At 52.3% G+C, this 25,870-nt stretch carries 13 protein-coding genes; 2 read left to right on the plus strand and 11 right to left on the minus strand.

All coding sequences use genetic code 11. From position 1 onward, the window contains the following. Nucleotides 1-34: 34 nt before the first annotated feature. From WC903_01455 to WC903_01465, 3 genes are read right to left on the minus strand one after another with little or no spacing between them, the layout of a single operon-like run. Nucleotides 35-1,498, minus strand: a complete 1,464-nt coding sequence (locus WC903_01455; protein ID MFA5892624.1) for a hypothetical protein — start codon at nucleotides 1,496-1,498, stop codon at nucleotides 35-37. Further along, entirely contained in the window at nucleotides 1,495-5,415 is a 3,921-nt protein-coding gene (locus WC903_01460) for a hypothetical protein (GenBank protein ID MFA5892625.1), read from the minus strand. Before WC903_01460 ends, WC903_01455 begins: the two co-directional genes overlap by 4 nt. Before the next feature lie 31 nt (nucleotides 5,416-5,446). Beyond that, a complete protein-coding gene (locus WC903_01465; GenBank protein ID MFA5892626.1) occupies nucleotides 5,447-9,145 on the minus strand; it encodes a hypothetical protein in 3,699 nt (1,232 codons plus the stop codon). A 43-nt stretch (nucleotides 9,146-9,188) separates the two neighbouring features. Here WC903_01465 and WC903_01470 point away from each other — a divergent pair, with 43 nt between their 5' ends. Together WC903_01470 and WC903_01475 are read left to right on the plus strand one after the other, a co-directional pair. Continuing rightward, nucleotides 9,189-9,509: a hypothetical protein gene (locus WC903_01470; protein ID MFA5892627.1), complete on the plus strand. Its 321-nt coding sequence runs from the start codon at nucleotides 9,189-9,191 to the stop codon at nucleotides 9,507-9,509. Further along, nucleotides 9,506-10,810, plus strand: coding sequence for an NDP-sugar synthase (locus WC903_01475; protein MFA5892628.1), 1,305 nt, complete (start codon nucleotides 9,506-9,508; stop codon nucleotides 10,808-10,810). Before WC903_01470 ends, WC903_01475 begins: the two co-directional genes overlap by 4 nt. Here WC903_01475 and WC903_01480 read toward each other — a convergent pair. The 8 genes from WC903_01480 to WC903_01515 all read right to left on the minus strand — a co-directional run bounded on the left by WC903_01480 (nucleotide 10,790) and on the right by WC903_01515 (nucleotide 25,844). Continuing rightward, nucleotides 10,790-12,085, minus strand: a complete 1,296-nt coding sequence (locus WC903_01480; protein ID MFA5892629.1) for an HD domain-containing protein — start codon at nucleotides 12,083-12,085, stop codon at nucleotides 10,790-10,792. The genes WC903_01475 and WC903_01480 overlap by 21 nt on opposite strands. A gap of 55 nt (nucleotides 12,086-12,140) precedes the next feature. Then, nucleotides 12,141-14,243 (minus strand): HAMP domain-containing sensor histidine kinase, encoded by a 2,103-nt coding sequence (locus WC903_01485; protein ID MFA5892630.1) that lies wholly within the window; start codon nucleotides 14,241-14,243, stop codon nucleotides 12,141-12,143. 29 nt (nucleotides 14,244-14,272) lie between these two features. After that, nucleotides 14,273-16,348, minus strand: coding sequence for a sugar phosphate nucleotidyltransferase (locus WC903_01490; GenBank protein MFA5892631.1), 2,076 nt, complete (start codon nucleotides 16,346-16,348; stop codon nucleotides 14,273-14,275). 324 nt (nucleotides 16,349-16,672) lie between these two features. Next, the gene (locus WC903_01495) at nucleotides 16,673-18,613 is read right to left on the minus strand and encodes a HAMP domain-containing sensor histidine kinase (protein ID MFA5892632.1); all 1,941 of its coding nucleotides are present in this window, start codon (nucleotides 18,611-18,613) and stop codon (nucleotides 16,673-16,675) included. A gap of 62 nt (nucleotides 18,614-18,675) precedes the next feature. Beyond that, nucleotides 18,676-19,227 (minus strand): response regulator, encoded by a 552-nt coding sequence (locus WC903_01500; protein MFA5892633.1) that lies wholly within the window; start codon nucleotides 19,225-19,227, stop codon nucleotides 18,676-18,678. A 1-nt stretch (nucleotide 19,228) separates the two neighbouring features. Then, nucleotides 19,229-21,496 carry a response regulator gene (locus WC903_01505; GenBank protein MFA5892634.1) on the minus strand — a complete coding sequence of 756 codons (2,268 nt, stop codon included), beginning with the start codon at nucleotides 21,494-21,496 and terminating at the stop codon, nucleotides 19,229-19,231. 114 nt (nucleotides 21,497-21,610) lie between these two features. Continuing rightward, a complete protein-coding gene (locus WC903_01510; GenBank protein MFA5892635.1) occupies nucleotides 21,611-23,656 on the minus strand; it encodes a hypothetical protein in 2,046 nt (681 codons plus the stop codon). 76 nt (nucleotides 23,657-23,732) lie between these two features. After that, nucleotides 23,733-25,844, minus strand: a complete 2,112-nt coding sequence (locus tag WC903_01515; GenBank protein MFA5892636.1) for a hypothetical protein — start codon at nucleotides 25,842-25,844, stop codon at nucleotides 23,733-23,735. Nucleotides 25,845-25,870 lie beyond the last annotated feature (26 nt).

Below are 25,870 nucleotides of genomic sequence, written 5' to 3' on the forward strand. Positions count from 1 at the left end.
TCCATATATCTATCGTCAAAAATCATCATTAGTTTCACCGGGAAGTTGCCGGCGCCAGCCACCAGGCCTGGATATCGTTAAGCTTCTTTTTATCGACGTCGGACGACTGCAGGCATTTGATAATGATGCCTAATCTTGTTTCCGGATCGCTGATGGCCGGATCAAGCAGGTTGATCTCGGTGACGACCGGCTTGGTGTCTTTTAGCGCTAAGCCGGACCAGCCAAAGTACAAGAAAACATTGCTGATAACTTCTTTTGGTTCGGGGCAGGTTTCACCGGTCCGATTGGATAATTTGGAGCAAAAACTTTCATCCCTGACCAACAGACCAAGCGACTCTTTAAAATCAGGCAGGGCGTTGACCTTATTCCAGTCGACAAATTTATCGAAGTTGGCGGCCGCTTCCGCGCGTGAGTGAGAAGCGACTATCGCGATGTGGAGCAGATTGACAAAGGCATCGAGGCCGAGATCAAGGAAACCGCCGTTTTTTTGAGTGGCTTCGGCTGAATCCATCACAGCTCTGAATTTATTGACCGCCGGGCTAAAATCGCGGGCTTCGGCCGGTTTTTTCAACTCTTTCAGTACCAGCAAGCGGGCGGCAAAGATCTCGGATTGCAGGGCATCGTGGCGCAGGTCTTTGCGGTTTAAACCATAAGCTAAAAGGTATTGGACCGGTCGATCGCCTTCGGACTCCGCCCAGAGGCGGCTCTCATCGGCGGCGCGGATGCCGGCATCGAGATCGGCATTGGGCTGGAAATAGGCCAGATCGCTTTTCAGCAGTCGCAACCGGTTGACATAACCCTGGGCGGAGATCGAATTGGAACGCTGGGCATCGACCACCCGGGGATCGGCGAGTTCTTTTTCTATTTCCCGGCTCAGCAGGACGGCCGCTCCCGGATCGAGGATATTGAGGATCTGCAGACGGGTTAGTTTGAGCTCAAAATAACCTTCGACCGGGAAGATAGTTTCGGCCCCAAGGTTTTTAAAGGCGCCCGGGTTAGTGTCAAAACCGACCGAGGTATCCCTGTTGGCCAGAGCGGCGTTCAGGAGAGTTTCCGCCTGTTTCAGGTAGGCGGCTTCTTCCGTCAGATAAAAGAGATAAATTCCTTTGCGGGCCGCCTCGAGCAGCAGCCAGTTGTCGGTTTGGGAATTAGCGTGGCGGGAGGCGGTGATCAGGCCGTGCCGTGCGGTGGCGGCTGGGCCGTTTCCGGCTTCGGGAGTCGGGGTTTCCACCAGGCCCAGATCGGCATTGGTCTTGACGATATTTTCCCTAACGCTCTTTTGGCGGAAGGCTTCGTGTATCTTCAGGTTTTCATCGATGACGCAGAGATGGAAATCGCGAGGCGCCAGATTTTTCTCCGCACAAAGCTCCTTGGGCGGTTTTTTATCGCTGGACGGCGCAAAGTAGGCGTAGCCGCCGTAGGCAAAGCCCAGGGACAAACCGATCGGCCAGGCCCATTTTTTCACGAATCGAGTTAAACTTCCGATCTTGCCGGTCATGCTAATCGCCTCCTTATTGATTCCAATGCTTCGATAAATAATAAGAGCCCTGATTTCCAGCGCGGAGCAAATTGCGGGAAATATTCTTCGATCATCAGCCGATTGAGCTCCTGGACCCGGTCATATTGCAGGGCGTCCAGATTGCCGACCAATCGGCTATCGCGCGGCATTGACTGAATTTCGTTTTCGGTCAGCTTGGCCAGGCGGGCGATCTTGGCGCGACGGAGCAACCCTCTTAGCCGCCGTGGCGGTTGATTTGTCCCGGACTTAAATTCTGAATATAAATAAATAATTCTGTTTTTTTCTCCGCAAATCAGGGAATTAATGATTCCCATGGGGTTCTTTCCATTTTGTTTGATATCTCTTATTATCTTAGCGATGGCCTTCTTGTCTTTTTCGTGGGCCTGTTTTAAGGCGGTTTTTGTTTTGTCAGAAATGGGACAGCGGGAGATGTCCTCATCGGCAATAGCCTGCTTAAAAACAAGCGTTGGCGCGGTCGGGTCATTAAATAGGTGTGGCAGGAATTGGAAATCTGCGTCGGGAATACTTGCTCTGGCGACCGAGCCGGTGGCCAGAAGCCGGTTGCCTTTGTTATCCACCAAGCTATTAAGTCTGGCATCTTTCATAATAAGATCTACTAAAACAGGCAGCGGCTGATCGAGCGCGATCAGCGGAAAACCATTAGCATCAATATAACCGGCTTGTTGCAGGCCGGCCGTGATCGCCGTTTCTCTGTTCTTAAAATCTTTGGCCAGGGCGCTGTCTTTAACCAGGACATTATCAAGCAGTTTGGGAAATTGGGCTTGAATGGCGTCACGCAGCCGATAGGGGCTGACGTTTATATCATTGTTACTGGTGAATTCCTGTTTGCCGAAAAGCGGCGGCTTGATGCCGAATATTTCCTTGAAGGTATTCCGCCAGGTATCGGCCTGATGGCGGGGAATTCCTGTCGGATTCGGTTCCGGCCGACTATAATTTTCCTTCTGCTCTTTGTGATAAATCCTAAATTCGTTGAAAATGTTGTAACCCATGAAGAGCGACCAGCCGCCGGCCATGGCCGCGGTGATCAGCGGGATGGCAAAGACCGCAAAATGCGGCAGGACGATGAGCGAAACCGCCGCGCCGCCAAACAGAGGGGCGTTGCGGCCGGCAAAACGAATCGCCGCTCGCCAGAAACTCTTCTGGTCGCCGTTATACCAGAGCCGGCTTGTCCACCGGTCGAGGAAGCGGGAGAGGCGCCAGCCGGCCAGGATCGGCAGGGCGGCCATGGCCAGCGGGACAAGGCTGACACCAAAAGATATCGCGAGAGCGCCGCCGATGAGAGCCGCGCCGGCCGCCGACGGCAGGACGATCCCGACGAGAAAAGCGGTCCGTTTGTCGCGCATCGGGATCCGGTTGCCGAGATTGCGGTCACTGATCCGGAAGCGGCCGACGCCGAGGCGCTCCATGTCGCAGCCGGACTTAAGGGTGGTGTGCATCGAGATGTTGCCCCAGAAGAGATGTTTGGGCGTCATCGAAAGAATGGTCCTCGGCGCTACGCCGACTTTGGCCATCTGGACCGCCCAGAACGGCCAACTGAAGACCGTGGTGGCCAGACAGGCGAAGAAAAAGACCGCTCCGGCGACCGGCAGAGGGGCGAACATGAGCGAAGCAAAGATCGCCACCATGGAGAAAGAGATCAGCTTGGCGCCGGAATCAAAATACCAGGTGCCGACGTTAAGCCATTCACGGGCTTCGTTGTATTCAAACATTTTTGCCAGCGGCTGATTCGGTTTGATCGATAGTTTGGCCGGCGCCTGCTGGCCACTGGCCGCAGAGACTTTAGCCGCTTTTTGCGAGCGGACCGCCGCCAAACCATTCCTGGCATCAATGGTATCGAGGCCGGCTCCTTCGCCCGCGCCGTTGCGGCGAAAAACAAGATCGGCGGCACGATGATACATTGAGCTAGGCGAATAAAAGTTTGGTCCGCGGAACAGGTCCTCATAAATCCCTTCCCAGGCGTCTTTAAGGTAAATATTTTTACCGGCATTCCAGCGCTGGCCGCGCTGGACGATCAGTGCCAGCTGGTAGTTGTCCAGTCCGCCGCCGGCGCTCAAGGTTAAAACGGTCGTTTCGGTCGCCAGACCGAACATGCGCATGAACATGTAAGAAGAGAGAGCGTCTTCGATGACCTCGATGTTCCAGCCGGGGATGGCGGTTTTAATGAAAAACATTTTCTGGCCCGGCATCCTGACCGGGAAGAGGCGGCCTTCGCGGACAGGGCTGGCGGAATCGGTGTTCGGCCCGGTGACCATGGCGGCGCCGACCATTTTTTTCATAAAGAGCTGGTCACCGAGGAGCGAGTAACTGCGGCCGGCGTCCCGCTTGGCGTCAAAGATACTGTGCGAGGTCGAGCTGAAAGCCCTGACGTACCAGGGATTATTAAAGAAATCGGTGAATTCGCTCCCATGGGGGAAAGCCATGGCGGTCAGCATGAAAGGGCCGAAGAAGCCGAGCTGGTCGACCTTCGGCCAGATCGCCGCCATGATCTCGCTACCCATAACATATGGATCGATCAGATGCTGGGGAGCGATGGCGGTATCGATCGGCGACATAAAGCCGGTTTTGTAAGCGGCAAAGGGGCGCGGATCAAAATTCATCAGCCGATATTGCTCGGGGTGGCCTTCGGTCGGGTCGAAGTTCAGAGGGATGACTTCTTCGTCCCCTTTCTTCCGGCCGTTGGCGTCGTCGAGATGAACGACCGTCGCGGCGGAGCGGACCTTCATGACGACGATCGATTCCCCGTCTTTTAACGGTGCCTGTCCTTTCAGGGCATCCCTGACCCGGCTTGTGCGGTATTCGTAGAATTGAATGAACCGGCGGCGGCGCAAACCGCCTTTCTCGACCCTTGACCAGTTAAAGTTAGCGACTTCAAAAGTTTTCCAGCAGGCCTTGATCACCGCGGCTTGAACGTGTTCCGGCAGGGTTTTAAAGCTTTCCAGACGGCCAATGGCTTCCGGCGAATCCGCGGTCAGCTCGACTGACTCACGAGGATTGGGATCGTTCAGGCCGGGTTTGAACTCGACCTTGACGGAGAAGATAAAATCATTGCTGCGGGTGACGCGGACGATCTCGTGGTCAAGCTGTTCGTTGACTTCGTTATAGAAAGTCGCGACCTGTTCCCGCCCGCGGCACTCAAAATCTTCCCGGGGATCGGGTTCGATGATGCGGACGGAATATTTTTCATCATGATCTTTTGGATTGTACATGGCCTTGCGGACATCGGTCGGCACCCAGCTGATATCGATCGTGTGGGTCAGGGGCTGTCCGTCGCTGCCGCAGATATTTGAAGTTAGGATCAGTTTATCGCCCTCAAGCCTGGTCGAATTGATCTCCGTCAGATCGATCTGGTCGAGTTGTTCGATCATGGCTTTTCGACCAGGATGTTTCGTTCCCCAGTCATTGGGGTTGATGGAAATGAGCCGCCGGTCCTGATCGCCGGAAATGTGGGTGGTGACTACATCCAGCCCGTCAGCCCGGCAAGCGACGATGTTTTCCTGGCAGACTTCCCGGCCAAGATAAGCAGCGGCAGAGGAAACCTTTCCCCATAAAAGAGGTGAAACCTGGCTGGTCTCCAAAGGTGTCCATTTTATCCTGCCCTTAGAATTGCCCGGCTGGCCGCTAAACCGGCCCATGACCCATCCTTCGCCTCTTTTATCGGCATGAATTGAATGCCAAAAGCGATTGGGAGTACCCATCCCGGTTACGTGCAGATGAGCTTCATTGCCGGTGGCAGCGTTATAACCCAGCTGACGCGGATCGCACGCCCAGCTGCGCCCGTGCCAGTTGATGACGTTGAGTTGGGCGATCTCCCCGTTGTGGTAAAGCAGCGGTCTGGCTCCCGCGTTCTTGACCGTCGGCGGATTAAAAACGCTCATTCTGTGTATTGGTTCATAATGAGTTGTCATTTTAGCTAACCTCGGCCGGATCCCAGAAGGTCCGGCACCTGTCATCCGGCATAAAGCGCCGGTAGGAGATCTGATCATAGATCGCTTCGCACATGGCGTTGAAATGGGCGGCTTCCATCGTGACTTCGCCTTTGGGGTTCCACTGTGCTCCGCGCTGGCCATGATAGGGCGTGATCCAGGGTTTGAAGGCCTGGTATTCTTCTTCGGTCATTGCCAGGTGCACGAGCCCTTTTTTGTCCGTGTAGGGGAGGTCTTCCCTGTTCAGAACATCGTCGACTGTTTCAACGTGTTCCATTTCGGTCTCACTCAAGAGAGAGTAGGTGCCGTTGATGATCAACTGTGCCAGGCGCCGCGGCAGGACCCGCTCTCGGGCCTTATCGGTGACGTCGCCCGCTTCGTTGTGGCGGAGGAAAATATAGTCCATCACCGGCACCGGCCCGCCGACGTCGCCGTAGCGGATCGGATCGATGTGGATACTGCCTGCCTCGAACATATTCTTGGCGGCCAGGTCGACCATTTCCAGCGGCAGAGGGACTTCCAGGATAGAGTCCCGCTTGTTGTATTCACCGTTTTTCATAACCTGATAAGTGCCTCGATCGTTGATCTCTATTTCCGTCGCGGCCACGAAGTCGGGATCCTTAAAGGCTGCCTCCCGGGGGGTGATCTTCAGAAAGTAACCCGTCGCCTTTTTTACGATCTCTAGCGGTTTGGTCTCGTCAATATATTTCCAGAGGTCGCCGCCGAACGTCCGTTCGTTCTCTTTGTTCATATTGAGCGGGAAATATAATTCGCGACCGCCGGTCAATTTGGCCTTCAGCACCATCCAAACATTGGCCACGCCGACTTCTAAGAGAGAATCGTGAGGACTGTCGACCATAGCTTCTGAATATGGAACATTTTCTTTTCTCGGTCGGCGGTACATGATCCGCAGGTGCGGCAGGGCGCGGGTGTGGAAAAGCCGCAGGTTGGTGACATTGATGTCCATCTGGTCGGCGTCGCTGACGCTGGTATATTCGGTCGGGTACATGAAGCGCCAGCGGGGAGCGATGTCCGCGTCTTTAACCAGCGATCCGCCCCACGGGTGAGGGATATCTCCGGACTTGATTGTAGCCAAAAGCCCGGTGTCGATCATCGATTCATCAAACACCGCGGTAGTGTTGGCGGCAACATATTGGTGCCGCTCGGTGCCCGGCAGGATCAGGAGCGGGGTCTTCCCATCAAGATTGCCGGCAACAACTTCTTGATGGCCGTCACCAAAAATTCTTAAACGTGCACCGTCCCGATAGACGACGTCGTAAAATTCATCATTTTCCAACTTCGGCGGGGTCAGGACTTCGGCGGTCGGATATTTTTTGATGTCATGCCCGTGTTTATCAAAATGGGCGGTGTTATCAATGTGGTGAATATCGCTCAAAGTGGTGTTGACGATATCGTGATCATCCCGCTTGTACCAGCCTAAGCGCAGGTCTTCCCCCTCAGTATCGCGGCTCTCGATCGCCATGACTTCCCGATAATCTTTTTTAAAGTCCTTGACCACTTTCATCGGCACCAGCCAGAGTTTGACCTGCCCGTTAGGAGAAAGAACTGCCAGATCAAAGCCGCCGACGAAATCAGCCATCACCTGCTGACAGAAGTCGATGGCGAATTGTTTGGCGTTATAGCCGTCGGGCAGGATGTTGGTGTAAAACCGGACCGGGGTGGTGTCGGCATGAGTATAAGCCCGGCAATAAAGGGCGTTGAGCCGCCGAGCAAATTTCTGTTTAAGTGAATCCAGATCGACCCGTGAAACATCCATGCGCCGGACCAGGCGGGCGGTTTCTTCATATTCGCGGGCGGCAAAACGAATGTGTTCGCCGTGGACGCGCAGGTCCTGGTCGCCACGGGCCTGGAAACGGTTGGTGATCAGCTCGACGCCGGCTAGAGCAATATTTTTTCCCCACTCCTGCGGATCGGTCTTTTTGTCAGCGGCTTTCTTGGCTTCTAATCCTTTGGCTGTCTTGTAAAATTCAAAAACGGACATGAGATATTCATCGTTTCTTTTTTCGGCCAGTATTTTCTTCTCATCATCGGAGGGTTGTTTCAGCTCGGAGAGTTTTTCCAGCTCGGTCAGTGATTCAAACAAAGCTTTGACCATGGTGTCGGTCAATTTAATCCCCTTCTTCTTGCCGTCGAGGGGGACCCGGTCTTTGTTAACGTAGCGGGCATCGACCAAAGCCTGCCAGAGGTTGTCGGTTTCCTGATTGAACAAGCCCTGGAAAATACCTCGATCGATCGGCAGACCGGTGCAGAACATCCCGTCTTTGAGGAACGCGAGGCCGGAGCGGCTTTTCAGGTCGCCGTTGGCCGATCTGTCCATAAAGCGGGCGGTCTCTTCCAGCGCGGCGGCCAAAGCGTCGCGGGCTTCTGCAGGGGTTGTGGCCTTCTTTAGGTCAGCGTAGCCGCTTTTTAAAATATTGCGCATCCTCTGGGCTTCGGGGTTGAGCAGTTTGAGGATCATCTGGACCGCTTTTTTGTAATCGGCGGCGGAGTAACAACCGGAAACGGCGTTAAGCACCCAGTGAGCGCCCTGGGTCAATAAAACCATGATATACGAAGAGACAAGTGGGTCTACCATGTCGACGCCGGGCTTAAAGACGGTTCTGACCGCGCCGGCCACACTGCGGACATTTTCCCAGAGTGATTTCAAGTCAAAGACCGGCCGGACTTTGTCTTTCTGATGAAGGCCGGTTTTCTGCGACTGGTTGGAATGGATAAAGTTGTGGGTGAAACCAAGCACCACGGCAAAAACGAACAGATTGCCGGCTGTTAAAGCCGGGCCGGCCAGGAAAACAGTAGCGCCGATAGCCGCGGCGGCGCCAACGACTTTTACGGTGTTCCAGATCTTAGCCATTTGCGTTTGGTCAAGAGTTTGCAGTTGTCTGTCCATATTCGCTTTCCGGCGGCCGACCAGCAGGTAGCGGCCGAGAGCAAAAGCGCCGAACGCCGCTCCCCAGGCCAGCATGACGAGCGGCTGCTGGCCGAAGATCAAATTGTGTAAATAATTGCGGGCCAGCGCCAGGGTTTGGGTGGCGTAGATCTCGGCCAGATGGGCGGTGAAAATGGTCAAAGCCGCCCAGGCGCCGTTGCGGGAGACATTGGTCAGCAGATTGGAGACCAGTTTTGATTGGTGAATGTCCCGTCCGACAAATTTATATTTAAGCCGGTAAGCGCGGTAGAGATCAAGCGCCGACCCGATGGTAGTTTTGGCGGCAGCCACGGTTATGATCAGCGCGCAGGCCGTCCAGGAGACGGCAACGGGCAGGCCAAAGACCGGCAGAGCTATATGCGGCAGAGATATTCCCAGATATTGCGAAGCTAAAGGAGTGACGATAGCATCGAGCACCGGTGCGAATTTCATCGCGGTCCCAACAGCCATTAAACTAGCCCAAGCAGGAGCGACCAGGGTCTTGAACAATTTTTTGGGCGTGGGACTGCCGACATTGAGTTGGCTTTGGGGCGATTGATAATTTTCCGGTTTCAGTTCCCGCCAGAGGAGCCTGCCGGTGTAGATCAATCCGGCGGCGATCGCCAGCCAGCCGACAAGATCTTTATGGGCCAAAAACAAAAGAGTATTGGGCCCGCCGGCCAGGGCGATGGTTGAGGTCAGCAAAGCCGCGGCGCCGGCGGCAACGCCGACAGCGATCTTTTTGGCGCGGCTCACGTAAGCAGTCTCTTTTAGAACGGGAGGTTTAATCACAGAAACTTTGGGCGGTTCGCTGATCGAGGCCAAACTACTTATCTTTGCCGGATCGCAAAAAGTGATTTGTCGTGGGTTTATTGGAGAGAAGCGGGGAGGCAGTATCCCTTCCGTTCGCGCGGTTATTTTATGGATGGGAACCAAGTTCGGCAACCGCGTGTTGATTCTTTTATCTAGAATTCTCTGGTTGTATATTTCTGCCGACATGCTAACCGCTTCCTTTCTACATATATATCGGCAAAAAGTGGGGAAAATTTCACCGATTATTTGCCGGGAAAAAGTGAAATTCAGGGCCAACTTGGCTGATAATCAAACGGGTGGAAGATGAGCAATTCAGGTAATATACACGCAGTTATTCTCGCGGCTGGTTACGCGACCAGAATGCGGGGATTGTCAACCATTATTGCCAAACCGGCTTTGCCGGTGGCGGGGATACCGATAGTGCGGCGCCAGCTTGAAGCGCTCCGCTCGGCCGGGATCGATCGGGTGACTGTCGTCGTCAAACATCAGGCCGAGTCTGTGCGCCGGGCGATCGGCGACCCCTCGCCTCTCGGCTTGGCGATCGATTATTTTGACATGGACGAGCAGGGGATCGAGAGCTGGGGCTCGGCGTACACGGTTTACCGCTGGTTCGAACAGCAGGGGAGCCTGGGGCGGCGCCAGGAGAGATTGCTGATCCTTAATGGTGATATCGTTTGGGACAAACAGATCATCAAGCCGTTTCTTAACGCGTGGCTGAAGCGTTCCCCCGCCTGGGGCGTGATCGTGGCGCGCGAAACACCATGGGAGAAATTGTTCGACAGGTTCGGGACGATGCAGATCAACGACCCGGTGCTGATCCAGGCCTATGGGCGCTATGTTTATGAATGCCATCGAGCCGCGGGAGAGGCGGTGGCGTTGACCCGCACGCGTCAGCGATATGTCGAGATTTATCGTAAAAGGCTGCACGAGCTGCACTGGCGCGCTTTTCCGATCTCCGGTTTTATTGAAAGACCGTCTGCCGACGATTACGTGGCGCATATCGGCAACCTGGCTAATGTGGGGATCTTCGGCCTCAAGGCAAAAGTCTTCGATCATTACGCGCGGGCTTTTGACTGTCATTTTGCCGATTTTGCGCGCGATCTTTTCCAGAAGGGACTGCTGCCGGACCGCCACCCGCTCAAGGCGTTTATCGCCCCGCCGGAATTTTTTTGGCGGGACATCGGCACGCCGCGTGACTTAAGAGAGGTCAATTTTGAGGCGCTGGCCGGCCAGGGGAACCTCGACCTGCCCGGAGAAGAGGTGCGGCCGGGAGTTTGGCTGGGTGCGGGAGTGAATATCTCTGCCTCCACGCTGGAAAATATCCGACCGCCGGTGGTCATCGGCAACAATGTAAGTTTGGCGGCAGGGGTAGAGATCGGTCCGCAGGTCGTGATCGGGAATGGCGGGCGGGTTGAACAAGGAGCGAAGATACGCAATTCAATTTTATTCCCCGAAGACCGTGAAGCCGGGCAAGGCGTAGTGGTAGGCGCGAATGTTGTCCTGGATAATTGCCTTGTGGCCGGCGGTAAGATCGAAGCGGGGAGTGAACTTAGCGATCAGGTCGTTTTCGCGGCAGATAATCAGATCTTAATACGCCAGCCGATTTAGCCTGATCGTTTTTTGGCCTGCTGTTTCAACGGTCAGGACATTAAAAACCTTCTCGAATGAACCATCTTGGGCGGCGGTTGCGACCCTGGCCGCGATCTCCGGGTCGGTCAACAAGGCGACATCGACGATCACTGTTTGTGGTTGTAAGCCGGCGATCCAGCGGAGAAAGTGAGCCGTTGAAGCCGGGTGGTGGATAGTCGTGGCGAAATTGTACATGCCGTCAAATAAACTGATTTTTCCCAGGGTCGACAGGAGGTGTTCCCGCTCCGGCTCATCGGGGCAGAGTTTTGCGAGCAACTCCTCTTTTTCTTTAAGAGAAACTCCGGGGGTGTCCCCACCCGTCCAGGCGAGGAACCTTTCTTTGCCCCACCAGATGTGATCGTTTTTTTCTCCCGGCGACCGCAAAAAGCCCCGCAGCTTGACGAAAGCTTCACGGAAGGCAGCCAGTTTCTCTCCGTTGAAAATTCCGCGTTCGCTCTGGGCGTCAATATCGGCAAAGTTGACCAAAGTGAGAAAGGCTAGCAACTTTTCGCGAAGATCAGAGCGGTCCGTGGCGTTCCGGATCGCGCCGGCGCACTCATAAATATTCCGGTCCCGGGTGATCGCCAGGCCGCCGATCAGATCATGTTCGCCGATGGCCGCATCGATCAGGAGGAGAGATTCTTTATTAGTTATCTGGCAAGAAGAGAAAGTTGCCGCGACCGCTGCTTTCAGGGCCGGACTGCGTCGGAATAATTCGAGGCCGACATGAGGATGGCGCTCCCGATTGCCGGTCGCCTTGCCGATGTCGTGGAGCAGGGTGGCGATCACCAGGAGCCTTTTATCGTTATTGTTCAACGAATTATACAGTCTTGCGAGCTCGACGATCGCCGGGCAGGCGTCCGCCAGGCCATTAAGGCCGCGACCACCGAACAGAAGAACGGCATCGTCTAGTGTCTTGCATCCGGCGAGGCGGTCCAATGAGTGAAGCAGCCAGAGCGTATGGCTGACGGCGTCCATCCGACGGGAAAAAGTCTTATCGCCGGCGATCGGCCCGACATAAGCTTCCAGTGCCTCGAACAAGGGGACCGTCGTGCGGTTCGGGAAACGGTCGGTGATCTGCCAGATAAAAGTCGAGATCGGCGCGGAACAGAGCCGGTTCAATATCCCGGGCGGGAACAGTCGGCAAACCTCACGCAGCCCAGGTAAGCGGGACTCAAGGTCATAGCCGGCCCTGACCGGGAAATGATCTTTTTGGATGGTTAAGGTGCACGGTGGCGCGCCGAGCGGTTTCATGTCTTATTATCGAGAAAAAAATGGATGGATTTCAGGGTTTATGCGGAAGACCTGGCTATTTTTTATGGATAGCAGTTTTCCAGGCCAGGTTAGCGGCCAGAAATTCTTTTTCAATATCCCCGGGGATCGTGCCCGGGAAAATAGAGCCCAGAATATTTATTACATAATGCTCCTGAACGGTTTGGAAAGCGCAGATCAAAGCGCTATTAATATTGTACAGCCCGATAAGCTTTCTGATATGTGGATCGGCACCTAAAGCGTCGAGAAGCTCGGAGGTTACCTGCTCATTTCTCGAGAAAATATCTTCGGGCCCTTTCAATTGTCTCATGAAACCAGCCAGTATTTCGGGTGCGGGCGGTAATTTTTTGCCGTATTTTCTTGAAAGTAATCCTTCTATATCAGGATCGGATGGGTGAAATTTCACTTTTGTTCCGACCAGTCGCGGGGTTTTACTGTTTACCGAAAGCGTAAAGATCAAACTGACGAGACTGCCTTCTTTATTCCCCTGATGATCCAGTTTAAGCAGAGTATTGAAAACGGATGGAAAAAATTTGCTTTGTTCGCTTATTTCCTCATAAGTGGGAAGCGGGGTGAGTTTGTCTTTGAGGGCTGCTTCGAGCGCGTCTTTCTCCCCTTCAGTTAAATTTTCCGATTGGTGTTTTCTAATCTCAAAGATACGGCAGACGGCGGCGCCCATTTTGATTTTTCGGGTCGCGGCTACATTGCAGTGGGCCGCGATGCCGAGATTGGCCAGCTCGTGATTAATCAATTCTATCCAGCGTGTCTTAATAGCTGAAACGCTCTCTGTGGCCAGGACGATTTCGGTCCGGCGTGCAAAGTTATTGACCGAGACATGGGGCAGATTGGTCATAATAAATTCCTGTAGCCGTTTGATCTGCCATTCGATTTGCGTTACCAGCTTTTCCACAGGACTTTCCAGCTTGTGTTCATCGCTCATGGAATCCAAGCATTCAGTGACAAGCCCGGGATCAGCCCCGATTTCTTTTGTAATCTGCTGACGAACTTCGCGTATCTTGACTGCCATCCCTGAAGATCTTCCCGTTAAGCGATCTTTGGGCGGCTGTTGTTTGAGGTGAACGACAAAAGTTGTCCCGTGGCCGATTTGGGAAACGACGTCGATCCTGCCGCCGTGAGTTTCTTCGACGGTCTTTTGCGCAAAGGATAATCCTAAGCCCGAGCCCTCCCTTTTGGTGGTAAAGAACAGACGAAAAATGTCCGCCAATTTTTCGGGGAGAATACCGACACCGTTGTCGTGAACAGCAACCGTTACTTCTCCCGCTTCTGCCTCTTCGTTTTTTAACTCAATTGAAATTTTACCGTCCGGCCTATGAGTTTCCAAGATCGCATCTATGGCATTATCAATCAAACAGACGAACGCTTCCGTCAATTCTATCCCCACACCTTCAATCGGCGAACAGCTGCCCGAAATCTCAAGTTCGACACCGAACCTTTTGAGCCTTGGATCGATATCCTCAAAACTTCTGATTTGCTCAAGTAAAGGGAGCAGATTGATTTCTTTGAACTCAACTTCTCCGCTGCGGCCGATTCTAAGTAAATCATTAATGATGGTGGACAATCGCTGGCTGGTTCGCTGCAGGACAGGAAAAAGTTTGGCAAACATTTCCGGGTCCGGTTGATCGCCCAGAAGCGAGAGTGCCCGGGAAAAGCTGTTGCTGGTCCCTTTTAAAGCATGGGTAAGCTGAAGGGCGCCTTCTCCCGCCCGTATCAATCTCTGCTGTTCGCCCGTAAGGGACAGCTTTTCAGGCGGTTGAGAAATAATGCTTATTTCGAAGAAAATATGATCCTTTTGTTCCCTAATCAGTTTATATTCCACATTAACGGGATTCCCGCTGCGATCGGAGATCAACGATCGTTTCGTAATTCTTTTTAGGGTCGCTGAAGCGAGAAGCTGAAGCAATTCGGCTTCGGATAATTGGAGCATATCAAGAAATTTTTGGTTGCGGCACAGGGAAAGATTTGGGCCGAAAAGCTGTCTGAAAGCGGAATTACTGCTTTTGACCCTGCCTTGAGAGCTTAAAAAAGCAATTCCGGCGGAAAGATGGTCTCCCGCCCGGCCGCGGATTTTCAGCGGTTTGGGCGGTGGCGTAGATTTTTTTAAGCCGGCAGGTTCAACCATTTTCTCCTCTCATGAATTGTAAGTTGGCATCAGCTTTTCAAGATTGTCTGAAGAATAAATTCGGACAAGCCAAGTTCCTTTATTGTTTTATCTTCTTTCTCTCTCCAATCAACTTCGCGTCCGCCGAATTTGAGGGCTTCGGAGGTGTTAAGCCCTTTTAAGGCTACAATGCTTTCGAAACTGCTCCACATCAGGATCGGGGTTTGATAATTTGGGGCTTTCCCCGGATCCTGCTTTTGTTTTTTCAGGAGAGCCACTCCATCCGTTTCTTCAATATTATTGATCTGCAGTTCGGGGCGGAGAATGGAATCCAGCAAAATAAAATCGAATCTTCTCGAGCTTAGTGTGGCTTCGGCTTCCGCCGGAGAAGCAGCCGTGTGAATATTTTGCCAGCCGGCCTTTTTTAACTCTTCCACAGTGAGTGTCAGGAAATCAGAATCGTCGTCGACGACTAAAATATGACCGCCGGTTTTGATGGCGGAAATAGCTTTTTCCCTGATCGCTTCCGTTGAAAGCTGTTCTATCTCGGGGGTCCGGACGCTGATGTCGGGCTCCTTGGCAGAAAGATCCAATTTGGTGACGATGGTGCCGAGGGGATTCGGAACTACTACCCGATTTTTTAGCGTGATCAGCCCCCGATGACTGTCGAGAGCGACCTGTACGTCGTAACGGCCGTTAGTGTCGAAACAGAGCACATTTCTAGGCCCGTTGCGATGAAAGCCGCCGCCAACCATCGAGTTTTCAAGATTTATGCCTCTCAAGGTATATTCCAGATTTGGGTCTATAACGTCCAGGCCCAAAGTGGAGCGGTCCGGCCACAGAACAGAGCTGAAAACACGTCCGCCATCAATTACCCATTTGGCGCCAACGATGGCATTCGCAACGACGGAACCTCTTTTGATGACAGCCCCGCTGCCGATAAACGCCGGACCAAAGATTTGCGCTCCTTCTTCGATGGTTACATTGTCTCCCAGCCAGATAGGTCTGCCGTTTGAGTCATGGGAAATTCTTTCCGGCTTTGGCCACCAGGAAAAATCAAATTTCTGCGCGCCGCGCTCGACCAGGCCGCCCTCCTGTACCAGCATCTCCATATTGGCCTGCAGAATAGCGCTTCTTGTGCCGTCATCTGCCCAGAGACTGCGGGTTAAGTAACCGTAAAAGCCGCTTGGTTCTCCAAGCCGTTTGCTTTCGTAGATTTCGGGGTGATGGGAAGCGACTTCGGGGAAGATATGTCCCCCCCAATCCTGATAATTCTTGTTGGCCTGTTCCTCCGGCAGAAGCCCCTTACCTGTTAAAATTTTTGAAAAAACACCCAGCCGGAAATGTCTGGCCCCTTCGGTCCAGTCATTCGCGTAGTTCCCTCTCTGAAGATCAAAGGGTTTATCGTCGCCATCGATTCCCGGGATCGGCAGTTCATAAGGATTTATCCTATCCCAGTCCTTTTGTTCCTCTTTGGAGAAATCCTTTCCCCGGTGCTTTTTTCCCCGCAACTCAACGTAGCGTGCTTTTGCTTTTGGGTCAAGCTGGTTCCTGTTTCCAGTTACTTCGATATCGCCTTCGATCAAGCGCATAAGCCGTTCGCTGACGATGTAAATGGATGCATTATTTAAATTGCTTTTAGCGTGCTTATCTTTTTCTTGAAAACGGACAATCCTGGCGAATTCACCGGCGGAACCGGCGAGCTGTCTCCCTTTTTCGTCAAAGGATGTTCCTTCCAGAAAGACCACGCCGAAGCGTTCCGCTTCTACTTCTTTCCAGGGGACGGGAGCCAGGGCGATAGTGATAAGAGCATTCTTTCTTTTATGCATTTCCATCATCTTGCCGATATTGGCATTCGAGCGGATATCCGCGGACAAGATTATGAAAGTATCGGAACGTCTCTTCCCTTTAATATCCGCCTGCCAACCTCTGACAACACAACCGGCTGTATTCAGGTTAACTGTGTCACTCTGATGCTGCCAGTAAAAGCTGCTGCCGGTGCCGTTGCGCAGGCGGCTCATATTTGGACCATAATAATCTCTGACATCTTTCGGCATAACCATCAAGGCCATGGCAATATCCTGGACATTGCAATCGGTAATCGCTTTTTTAAATAAGGGATGCATGAGTGGGATTCCGCCCAACACCGTAAGTGGTTTCAAAAAAGGGTTATGGCTCTTACTTTGTGGGCCCAGCTTTACTTTCCCTAATTGTTCTGGGGTTGTCTCGGGGGGCGCGGTCAGCGGATAGAGACGCGAACCAAAACCTCCAACCAGTCCAATCAACATCGGTCTTTCTGAAACTTTTCTCATAGGTGACATTTAAAGTTTTCTCCTTTCTATTTTTTCTCCATCTTTATATCGATGGCTATTCCGGGAAATTTCACTATTATTAGAAAACTTGTAGGAAAATTTGGTATAAAAAATCGCGTAAAATCAGCCGCGGCGATGTTATAGATTTCTCCAGGTCCGATTCGCGGCCTGAAATTCATTTTTTGCCGGTTCTGGAAGTGTCGAGGAAGATGTCCCTAAGATGTTAATAACGAGTGTCCTGGGTGCGCGGAAAGCATAGACCAGGGCGGAATTGATATTGAGAAAGTATTTGATCCCCAAAGTCATGTGGCCGGCATTGAGTTCCTGGAGAAAGTTATTATCGATTGCCTCCCGGACGATGAAAAATTCGGGGCTTTGGCCCAACCGGTTGATAAATTCGGCAATGATCCCCATCGGTTTTAAATACTCAAAGAGATATCCCCGGACCAGATCTTCATCAATCGGCAGCGAGGAGCCGTAAAATCGCGTTTTGAAACCGCTCAGTTGCGGTGTCCTTCTGCCCGGCGCCTGTTTGAAAATGAAGCTAAAGACACTGCCCGGCTGATGTAATTCACGCAGGATTTGCTGGGCCGCGTCCAGGAAGAGAGCTTGGCTTTTTGTTTCTTCGGCCGAAGGGAGCTGTGTCAGGCCGGCGGCTACTGTGCTTTCCAGGCTGGTTATTTGATCGTCAGGTACTTTACCGTTGATCAGTTTGATCTCAAAGACAACGCAGACGGCGTTATTTTTTTCTATTTTACGGGTTGCCTGTACTTCAGCTCTTTTATGCCCCATTTTTCCCAAAACGTGTTTGATCAATTTGGTGCAGTGCTGCTCACCGGTGGAATCCCGATCGCCGGCGATAACAATTTCGGTGCCGCGGGCCTGGAAATTTGCAACTGACACATGCGGCGCGCCATTTTCGATAAATTCAAAAAGCCGCAATATCTGCCAGACAATTTCGTCAAACAATTCCTTCTCAGTGTTTTTCTCAATGTGTTTGTCCGACATGCCCTTGATGCATTCTTCCACAAGCGCGGGCTCCATTTTAGTATAGAGCTTCGGATCGGTGTTTTTCAGGTCGCTGATCCGGTCGCGGGCCAACTGGATCTTTTCCGGCTTTGGAGCTCTTTCTGAAAATCTTGGTTGTTTTATCGGCAGAAAGACGGAAAAGGTTGTCCCTTCCGCTTCTCGGGACGCAAAAGTGAGCTTGCCTCCATGTCGGGCTATTCGGTCGAGAGCGCTGGCCAGCCCGAAGCCTTTCCCATCTTCTTTGGAGGTGTAGCCGTAGCGACCGACCAGATGGGTTTTGTTGGCAGGAATGCCGCAGCCGTTGTCTTTAACGGAGATGTTGACTCCCATGTGTTCAGGGTTTTCCTCAAGACCAATGGAAATCAAGCCATCTTCCCGGCCGGCAGTTTTGACGGCGTCAACGGCATTGCCGATGAGGCAGGTAAAAACCCTTTCCAGCGCGTCGGCCATCCCTTCAATTGGCGGACAGGTACCCTCGATTTCCAGACGAACGCCGGCCTCATTTAGCCGCAGTTCAAAGGAAGTTCTGATTTTCTCCAGCAAGGTGGTGAGATTAATTTCTCCGACGTCAAATTCTCTCCGCGTCCTTAGCCCGAGTACCTCCGGCGCTTCTTTTAAGCTGTCATTGATGCCCCGATGAATTTCCGTAAGATATTCCGATATCCGGCCGAAATCATAATTTCCTCTTTGGACTTGTCCGGCCAGCAACTCCAGGTTGAGCGTGGGATTTTTCAGATCGTGCAGCAGAAAAGAGATCTGTCTTTTTAGGAGGTCCATTTCATCGACTTCCTGCGTGGTGTCCCTGACGAAGCAAAAACTCAGGCCTTCGGCAATTCCCTGGATCAGGTAGCTGAGGTGAATTGTTCTTTCTTCCCTTTGGAAGGGGATAGTGCCTGAGGTGGAGGAATTTGTGGGGCAGGCAACAACTTCCTGGGCAAGGGGAGTTTCGGCCATGAACCTGGCCGGGCCAAAGATCGCGCGGAAAGCGTGATTGGCATAAAACACCTCGCCGCGTCTGATAGCGGCGGCCCCGATCGGCAAATGGCTCAAAATATCTCTCAGGGTATTGCGTCCCGGATGAGGGCGAGACATTAGCGGCGGGTTTGAAGAGCTCATGTCTTTTTACTTGAAATGCCGTCAATGATCAAATGAGAGAGTTCAGCAGCATCGCACAGCTCTTCTTTCTTCCTGATCTGGACAGATTCTTCTTTAAGCTTGGCAGCGTCAAAAATTGTCAAGCCCCGTTCGGCCTCGGTGCTTTGCTGGCTGCTCCAAAGCAGGGCCGGAGTGCCGAAATTTGTCGGGGAATCAGGATTCGTAATTAAGGATTTCAACAATTTAATCCCGCCTGTTGTGTCCTCTTTATTTCTTTTGGAAAGGACTGAATCCAAAACAACATAATCATAGCGGTGGGTTTTTAATTTATCTGTTGCTTCAGTTTCGTCCGAGGCAGTATCGATCTGCTTCCAACCCTCACGGCTTAATTTTTCTTTAATAGCGTTAAGAAAAGATATATCGTCATCAACAATTAGTAGCCAGGCATTTCTCATGATTTTTGTTGTTAATTGTTTGGCGATTCGCGAGCCAGGAACAGGCTTGCGAGTTGTCTGGCCTCCTCTAACATTAAAAGGTTTGTGCTGGCCAGGGATAAATAGCTTTGACATATTATTTGCTCTTTATGATGCCGTCGATTATTAGGCGGGAGAGCGCGGCGGTCTCGCGCAGCTCTTCTTTTTTCCTAACTTGAATGTTCCTGTCTTCTAGGCGAGGGGCATCGAAGAGGGTGAGCCCTCGCGAGGCTTCAAGGCTGGCTTGACTGCTCCAGAGCAGGGCCGGAGTGCCGAAATTTGTCGGGGAGTCAGGATTCGTGATCAAGGATTTCAGCAATTTAATCCCGCCGGTTGCGTCTCTTCCATTTCTGGCGGAAAGGATCGAATCCAAAATAACGTAATCATAGCGGCGGGTTTTTAATTTTTCTGTTGCTTCGATTGCGTTCTTAGCGGTGTCAATCTGCCGCCACCCATCTTCTTCCAGGGCGCTTTTAATAAGATCAAGAAAAATTGTATTATCGTCAACGATCAAGATATTGCTCGAGACTTTGAGGCCCGCGGCAATTCTATCTTCAACCTGCAAAAAGGCCCTCAATTTAGCCAGCACTGCTTCGGTTGACTCGGGAATCGCTGTCTTATTTTTTGGCTCTCCCGGGGGATCGAGCGGTACGACGAATGTCCCTTCTTCATTTGAAACCAGTATTTTACCGATAAAGCTCCGAACTCCGCCGCCCGCTCGAAATAATTCCTGATCCTCATATTTCCCATGGTGGTCTTCGATCAGGTGCAAGGCGCCGTCGCGCATGACAAACCCGCCGCCGACCAGGGACTGTCCCAGTCGCATGCCGCCTAAGAGCGCGTAATGCAGGCCGATTTGTTCCGGTTCCAGCCCTAACAAAGTTCGGTCCGGCGCTAAACAGGAGTCTATTACTTCGGTGCCGGTGGGGAGGGTCCAGCCGGCGCCAACCACGGACCCTTCAACTCTGGCCCCTCTTTTCACAACGACTCCTCTGCCAAGATAGGCGGGGCCGACGATCGATTGATCGTCCTCGACAGTGACACCTTCTTCATACCAGATCTTGTTCCCGTTAGCATCATGGCGAAATGCCGGTCTCGGCCAAAAATCAAAGCGGTGGCCGTCAAAACCTCCCGCCTCTTTCAAAAACTCGCCGTTGGCATCAAGTAGTGCCCGGCGGGTGCCGTCGTCCGCCCAGAGCTGATTGCTCACATAACCAAAGAAGCCGGCCGGGTCGGTTTTCTCCGTCCTTTTATAAATTTCCGGATGATGCTGGGCGACTTCCGGGAAAATATGCCCGCCCCAGTCCTGGAATTTTACATTGGCCTCGTCGGCGCGCCGGGCTTTTTCTCCTATCTCTTTTCCTTTTATCTCTTTTAGAAGTCTGGTTGAGAAAACACCCAGCCGCCAGTGTTTGCCGGAAGGATCAGTATAATCATTTACATAGTTACCGCGTTTTTTATCGAAGGGGATATTCTCATCTTCAAGATTGGGGATGTGCAGGCCGTAGGGATTATATTTCTTCATTTCAGTCGCAATGGTTTTCCCTTTAAAAAGTTCGGGATCCAATTGGTTCATATTTTTTGCTACTTCGACATCGTCTTCGATCAAGCTCAACAATCTAGCGGAAACAATATAGATTGAGGCGTTATTCAGATTGCTTTGATACGGAAGAAGACTTTCTTGTTGGGCTTTTTCCACAAAAAGCGTGATCGGGGCGTATTTTCCGCCGGAATTGGGGTCCTGTCGCTTTAACACATGTTTGCCGACTTTCGTTTCATTAAAAGAAGCGCCTTGCTTGAAACAAACGCCGAACCGATCCAGTTTGTTCCAGGGAACCGGAGCCAGAACGATTGATACGAGAGCATTCTGTTCCCGGTGAAGTTCCAGCATACGAGCGACATTGGCGCCTGACCGGATGTCGCCGGACAAGATGAGGAAAGTGTCAGGCGCGTCGTTGCGGGGTTTGCAGCTTTCCTGCCAGCCTTTGACAACGCAACCGGCGGTGTTCAGGTTTTCTCCCGATATATTTTGGTGGTCCCAATATTTTATCCCATTTATTTTGGAGTCGAAGTATCGTCTTATATCACCGACCCGATATTTAACGGCCAGCGCGATTTCGCTAACACCGCAATCGGTAATTACCCGGCTAAAGAGGGGATAACAGAGTGCCGTTCCCGCGAGGGGGAAAAGTTGTTTTGGGATTGGGTTTCCGCTATAGGTCTGTCCTCCAAGTCTTATGCCAGGTTTCTTTTGGCTTTCGGGTGTTATGTCTTGCCGGCCGGCGGTCACGGGACGACACCGGGTGGCTTCTCCACCGAGCAGGCCGACTAACATTGGCGGGCGGGCGGCGCAGGCTTTAGTCATATGGTTTCCTCCTGTCTCTCTTTTCGTGGGCTATTTTGGGAAATTTCACTTTTATTGAAAAATTCGTAGGATTCACTGTGGCGGAAAAAGAAGAAGAAAATTCATCCTTGGTCGTTAGGCCGGGACTTTATTAAAATTAATAGAGGCCATGATCCGCTCGGCGATCAGGGAAGCGCTGTGTTCAAACAAAAAGGACCAGGATAATTTTTTGAATTCCTCCAGCACCAATTGGGCTTCGGGTGCTTCGGCCCCGGTCTCTTCGGCCAGATTGCAAACTTGCTGAAGGGCCCGATCGAATTTTGGTTTAAGCAGTTCCGCTTTATCATACGGCGCTTCTTCATCATAATGTCCGACTAAGAGGAGAATTTCGCCTTTCTGCTCGCCGTTGAGGCGATTGGCGATCTGCACGCAGTGAAAACCGCCTTCATGCCGAAAATTTGTCCAGACCCGGCCTTCCAGAAAGACCGATTTTTTGAAATCGGTCGCGATGACCGGCCCGTTTTCCGCCCTCGAGATATATTCGAGAGCGGTTCCGGCCTTGGTTTCTTTTACAGGTTCGACATAAACTGCGTCGCCTTTTACTTCGGCGTGATAGACCAGCGAGCCGTCGGTGACAAAAACTTTGCCCAGAGCCGCCAGGGTTTCTTTGTTTCTGGCCGCGGTTTTATCGCCCTGTTTGATCCGGCGTTCGTTTCGGCTCATGAACCAGGGATGACCGAGGATAACGGCATCAATTGTTATGGGTGTTCCGGGGGCCAGATTGCTAACGGCGCCAAATGACATGTCCGGGAGAACAACACCGGTTGCTTCGAAGTAACGGGCGATAAACTGCCTGAATTCCCAGGAATCTTGATGGTTGAAGGTCCGCAGGGCATCCATGATGTGTTCCGGTTTTTTGAGGTTGGAGATAGGCTCTTCCCGGCCAATATAAAATGTAGGTAAATATTTGTTGGCGTCACCAAAAGGTGTATTATTCACCAGATAGGGGGAGCCGTCAGCCGCTTTTTTTACTCCCGGGATGAAGGGCAAGCCGTAATCTCTGACCATTTCATGAGCGACCAGCGGGTTCATAAAATTGTTGGCACTGCGATTCAGCCAGGCGAATGTGCTCATAACTTCACCGAAATTTTTTGGAAGATTAAGCTGTAAACTCTCGATCACTACGTCTCTACCATTGAGAGGCTTTAGCAAATTTGAAATATTGGGATCGGTGACTGCCACGCCTCCCGGTTGAGGATCATCGGGCCGCTGGCGCACAAGCTCCATCATCATCTGATAGCCTTCTTCGGCGGCAGAAAGCGCGATGGCGATCCCGGAGTAATCGAAAGGGGTGGAGAGGTAGTCCAGATCTTCGATATTGCAGACAACCTGGTCGGCCAGGCGGCCGAGCACTTCACGATAGGCCTGCGAACTTAAGGGCGACTTCTTCCCGTTCGCGTTAAGTTCATAAAGTTCTTTTTCCATGGTTAACTGGGTTAAAACCACGCCGTGATTATGGAGGTCTAAAATATCCGGATTTTCGGCGGCCTTCCCATCATTAATGACGATGCCGGGGTAGAAATGAGAAGAAGAAAGGATGACTTTGCCGAGGCCGAAATTGCTAAATTTCTTGAATGATTCAATAATATCCGCTTCGTCATGAACGTTTGGGATGACAGCCGCAACCTGATTGTCAAAAACCGTGAGAGGATTCATTTTTAGTTTGACTGCAAGCTGATAGAGGGCAAACATCTGGGCCAGCAAATGTCTTTCCCCGAGTGATAGCCGAAGCAGGGCCTTGAAGTTGCCGTGGGCGCTGGCTTCTTTCTCGATCAAGTCCTCCGGTGTGATCAAATATTTTGGCCCCATGCCCAGCCGCGTCGCCAGGCCGCCGACTGCATGCACCAGCATGACTTCCCCATTGGCAACTTTGTATTCTGTTGCCTTGACCCGGCCTTCGTTTTGAACCATTCGAGCGGCGGTTCGGTAGGGTTTGATCTGGGGAGTTCGGTTTAGTTTTTCATTATCTAATCCGGGATATCGGTTAATGCGTCCGATTTCTCTGGCGACCGTTTCAGTCGAGGCATAGCCGCCCAACTTCTGCTGGATGGCCTTTAAAATCTTTTTGCGGTATAGTTCGTGCGTTCCCCCGCCGGGAATCCTTATTTCTCCAGTAGGCATTTTTTTCTTTCCCCATAAGTTTATCGCCAAGATCCCGGGGAAATTTCAGTGATTTTTGGGTGGAGCTGGAGCCGGATCAACTTCTAGCCGTCTGTTCAAGATATTTATTCATTAGGACGCGGCCGTTATAGCCGGCGATCGCCCTAAGCATTGACTCGATCCTCGAGCCGAGGCCGGGGGCGTGGACCCCGTGGCCGGCTTCAAACCTCGCCATGTCTTCGCCCAAGCGGGAGGCAACTTTTTCAAAGGCGCCAACAAACCCATTGGCCAGCAGGAAACGCGACAGTTCACGGATTTTTTCATTGTTCCACATATCATTGTGAAAACTGACGTCGCCGGCAAAAGCGACCGGGCCGTAGTTGAAGACGGTCGGATAAGCGCGTAAACAACCGGCTCCGCCGTCATAAGTTCCCATGATATGAACACCGTTCATGGCGGCTTTCAGATAACTGGGCCCGAAAGCCTCCGTGCCTTGGGAGCGGCTTTCGATCGGGTTAGTCGTCCCGACCCAGCAGCCTCTTCTGGAGAGGCCGGGGAAAATAAAGCGAGCCCGGTCATAGCCGTAGCCGACTAGAAAATCGGTTTTAAACATTTGGTCGGCGGCATTGATCCTTTCCATTTGAGAAAGCAGGTTCTGCAGGGCGTCGATCGATGGCGTGTCATCCTGATGGGCCAACCCGCCAAAGAGCCAGAAAACGGGACGGCCAAGTTTCTGCGCGATGTGGTCGATGGTTTCGTGCTGGTTCAGGAAAGCGGAGATAAGGCCGATCTTATAAGCGGTGGCGCGCCGCAGGGAAGCGAAAATTAGGGCGTTCTCCGGAATGGCCACGCCGAATTTCCGCTCAAAACGCCCGTTGAGCAAGCCAAGAAGATGCCCTTCCTGTAGATCATAGGCGCGGACCAACTGTTCCCGGAAACCGAGATTGCAGCAGAGGTCATCGATCATTTCTCTGGAACCGAGCATGGTCGGGTTGCTGCGCCAGCCGGGAGCGAATTCATCAAGGACCAGCGCGGTCCCCATCCCCAGCCAACTTTCGACGTCAAGCGTATCCGGGAATTCGGTCAGATCAGAGGCGTTTACCCCTTCAGGCAGGAGCGCCAGAGCGGAGCCGGCAAACGCCCGCCTGGCTGCCTTTTCTTCGGCTTGAGTTACCATCAGATGAATAGGAGAGACGACCCCGACCTCTCCGCTTAAATTAATTTCGGCGAACATCCCGTTCGTCGGTTTGAATGGCTGTGAGCCAAAGGCCCCGTAAAGAGCTTCCTGTTCTTTTGAATAATGTTTGATGACCATGTTGCCGGTGGTCCTGGGAACGGTGCCATTTTGCGGCGCGTGGATAGTGGCGGCGCAGAGCATTCTGGTGGCTCTCAAAGCCGTTTCTTTCGAGCCGTATTTTTCGAGAAAATACAAAAAGAGGTTGAACTTAAAGAAGGCGGTATGGCCGTCGTGCCCGATCACCAGATCGGCTATCGGCTTGTCAACCCCGAGCAACCCCAGTTTTTGGCAAAGGCGGAATCCCCCCTGGCCCAAAACCTGCATCTGGGCCAGATTCTCGGGAGAATAAAACGGTGGATAGAGCATATCGGTGACGCCCGGGACGCTGAGACGCAAAGAGAGCGCGGCTTCTCCGCCGTTCCTGAAACCGGTGTAAAGCCAGGTTTGGACGGGGACTTCTTTGTCATTGAGGGTAACGGTGCTGAGCTCTCCCAGCAATTGATAATTGCTGTCCTTTTCTGGCGAGACCCGGTATTGCGCGGAGACTTGCCTATTCCCCTCGAAGGATTGCCTTCTTCTTACAATATGTAAGGGGGCGACACTGACGAGCCCGTATTTATCCCGATGCCCGTGCCTGGCCGCGGTCCAACCGATAGTTTCTTCGATGATGCCGAGCCCGCCGGCGCCGCCGATCGGTTTTTCATCTTCCCGGGCAAGGATTTGGACAACCCCGTTAAGATCGAGCTGGCTCATCCCTTCCAGGGTAGTTGCCGCTTCTTCGCCATGAAGTTGTTTTAATATTTCGACTGGATGAATTCCGCGGACGCTCTCCATTCCGACGTCGATGCCAACGCGATGGGCCGGGTCATTTTTTTTGAGGCCCCGCTGTTGCTTGACCCAGCTATCAACAAAATCGAGCGCTCGGGCTGACGAGGTCGAGGGCGCAGGCCTAAGGGAAATTCTTTTAACCATATTATCTTCCTTTCTAAATCTTACTC

The organism is Candidatus Margulisiibacteriota bacterium (genome assembly GCA_041658645.1).
Lineage (GTDB): Bacteria > Margulisbacteria > WOR-1 > O2-12-FULL-45-9 > XYB2-FULL-48-7 > JBAZZV01.